Source organism: Methylobacterium sp. WL116, from assembly GCF_008039455.1.
Taxonomy (GTDB): Bacteria; Pseudomonadota; Alphaproteobacteria; order Rhizobiales; family Beijerinckiaceae; genus Methylobacterium.
Map to the genome: position 1 here is coordinate 1 of NZ_VRUV01000653.1, position 2189 is coordinate 2189.

Annotated in this window: 3 protein-coding genes; 2 read left to right on the forward strand and 1 reads right to left on the reverse strand. The window is 73.6% G+C overall.

The genetic code is table 11. From position 1 onward, the window contains the following. Both FV223_RS25825 and hisG read left to right on the forward strand, forming a co-directional pair. Positions 1–363: ATP phosphoribosyltransferase regulatory subunit (locus FV223_RS25825; protein ID WP_187276251.1), on the forward strand; the 363-nt coding region annotated here is incomplete at its 5' end. Next, the gene (gene hisG / locus FV223_RS25830; protein ID WP_246686611.1) at positions 360–1355 is read left to right on the forward strand and encodes an ATP phosphoribosyltransferase; all 996 of its coding nucleotides are present in this window, start codon (positions 360–362) and stop codon (positions 1353–1355) included. The genes FV223_RS25825 and hisG, both read left to right, overlap by 4 nt. A 262-nt stretch (positions 1356–1617) precedes the next feature. On the opposite strand, the gene FV223_RS25835 is transcribed toward hisG, so the two are convergent. Beyond that, positions 1618–1992, reverse strand: coding sequence for a lysozyme inhibitor LprI family protein (locus FV223_RS25835; RefSeq protein WP_147729613.1), 375 nt, complete (start codon positions 1990–1992; stop codon positions 1618–1620). Positions 1993–2189 lie beyond the last annotated feature (197 nt).

The following is a 2189-nucleotide window of genomic DNA, read 5'->3' on the forward strand; positions in this document are numbered from 1 at the left end:
CTGCGGGGCCTCGTCCGCGACGCGGGCCTGCGCCACGACGCGCTCGAGGCGGCGCTCGACCTGTTCGAGGAGCGCAACGGCTTCATCGCCGCCCGCGGCCTGGCGCTCGAGGGTTTTCGCTTCTCCGGCGCCTTCGCGCGCAACCTCGACTACTATACCGGCTTCATCTTCGAGGTGACGGCGACGACGGACCGCGCCGGCCCGGTGCTGGTCGGCGGCGGCCGCTACGACGGGCTCCTGACCCATCTCGGCAGCGCGACCGCGCAGCCGGCGGTCGGCTGCACCTTCTGGGTCGACCGCGTCGCGCGCTGGGTCGACCCCGCGGCGGGAGCCGGCCGACCCGTGGCGGGAGCCGCCCGATGAGCGAGACCATGGACATCCCGGACGCCCCCCTGGTGCTGGCCGTGCCCTCCAAGGGCCGGCTGCAGGAGAACGCCGCCGCCTTCTTCGGCCGCGCCGGCCTGCGCCTGGCGCAGGGGGCGGGCGCGCGCGACTACCGCGGCAAGCTCGTGGGCGTGGCCGGCGTCGAGGTGCGCTACCTCTCCGCCTCCGAGATCGCGAGCCAGCTCGCCTCGGGCGCGGCCCATCTCGGCATCACCGGCGAGGACCTGATCCGCGAGACGCTGCCCGACGTGCACGGCCAGGTTGAGCTCCTGACGCCGCTCGGCTTCGGCAACGCCACCGTGGTGGTGGCCGTGCCCCAGGCCTGGATCGACGTGCGCGCCATGGCCGACCTCGACGAGGTCGCCGCCGAGATGCGCGCCCGCCACGGACGGCGCCTGCGCATCGCCACGAAGTACGTCAACCTCACCCGCCGCTTCTTCGCGGAGAAGGGGGTGGCCGACTACCGGATCGTGGAGAGCCTGGGCGCCACCGAGGGCGCGCCGGCCGCGGGCTCGGCCGAGATCGTGGTCGACATCACCACCACCGGCGCGACGCTGGCCGCCAACGCCCTGAAGATCCTCGACGATGGGGTGATCCTGCGCTCGGAGGCCAACCTCGTCGCCTCGCTCAACGCGCCCTGGGGCGCCCACCAGCGCGACGCGCTGCGCGCCGTGCTCGGCCGGATCGCCGCCGAGGAGCGGGCGCGGACCACCCGCGAGGTCCGCGCCGCGATGCCGGATTCCGGCGCGATCGACCTCGCCAGCATCAGCGGCCTGCACGAGGCCGAGCTGCCCTACGGCGCCCCGCGCGGGGCCGACGGCGAGATCGTGATGCGCTGTCCCGCGGACGCGGTGTTCGACCTCGCCGACGCCCTGGTCCGGGCCGGCGCCAGGGCCGTCACCGTCCGCCGGATCGACTACGCCTTCGCCGCCGAGAACCCGCTGGCGGAGCGGCTCCTGGCGCGGCTGTAGCGGCTGCAATCTGGCAAGACGCCCCGTGCCGTGCTCGATGTCTTCTCGTGGGCGACACGGTGACAATCTGCCTGCCGTAGCACTGCCGTCCCCCATCGATGGCAGGAGCGCATTGCGGGGTTCCGGCAGGCCCCGCCCCACGGCGTGAGGAGGCTTCGGCCTCCTTTCGCATGTCAGAGGGCGGCCCGGATGAGCGGGTACGGCTTGCGCAACTCCCGTCTCATGTCCCGGTCCCGCATCGTTGGGAACACCAACCGGTCGCCTATTGCGGCCCCTGCTTGGCGAATTCCGACTGCACCGCGCGCAGCACCGTCAGGCGCGCGTCGTAGATCGCCTTGAGGCAGGCGGTGTCGGCGGCGCAGGCGCGGCGCTCGGCGAGCCAGGTCTCCTGGTCGTCGCGCAGCTTGGCGCGGCCGCCCATCGGCAGCACGTCCTTCAGGATCTCGAAGCGGGTCGCCATCTCGACGTCGCGGTCGTTCAGGGCGAGCGTGGTGCAGACCGCCCGCTCGTCGGCGGCCTTCGCCGCCTCGCAGTCGAAGCTCGCGGCCCGGGCCGGCCCGGCGGCCAGCAGGAGGGCGAGGACGGGCAGGACAGGCAGGACAGGCAGGACGAGGCTCGGCTTGATGGCGAAGGTCATGGCGGTCCAACGGGGTGCGGCGGCGATGCGTTCGCCATCGCATGCCGGCCGGGCTAACCGAACGGAAAAATCGCTTCTTTCGGCGCCGCCGACAGAACGGCCCCCTGCGGTCGCAGCCGCGTCGGGCGGGGGATGGCTCGACCTCCGCCGACGATCTCCGGACCGCGATCGCCCCGCTCTCGCCGCCCCGGTGTTGC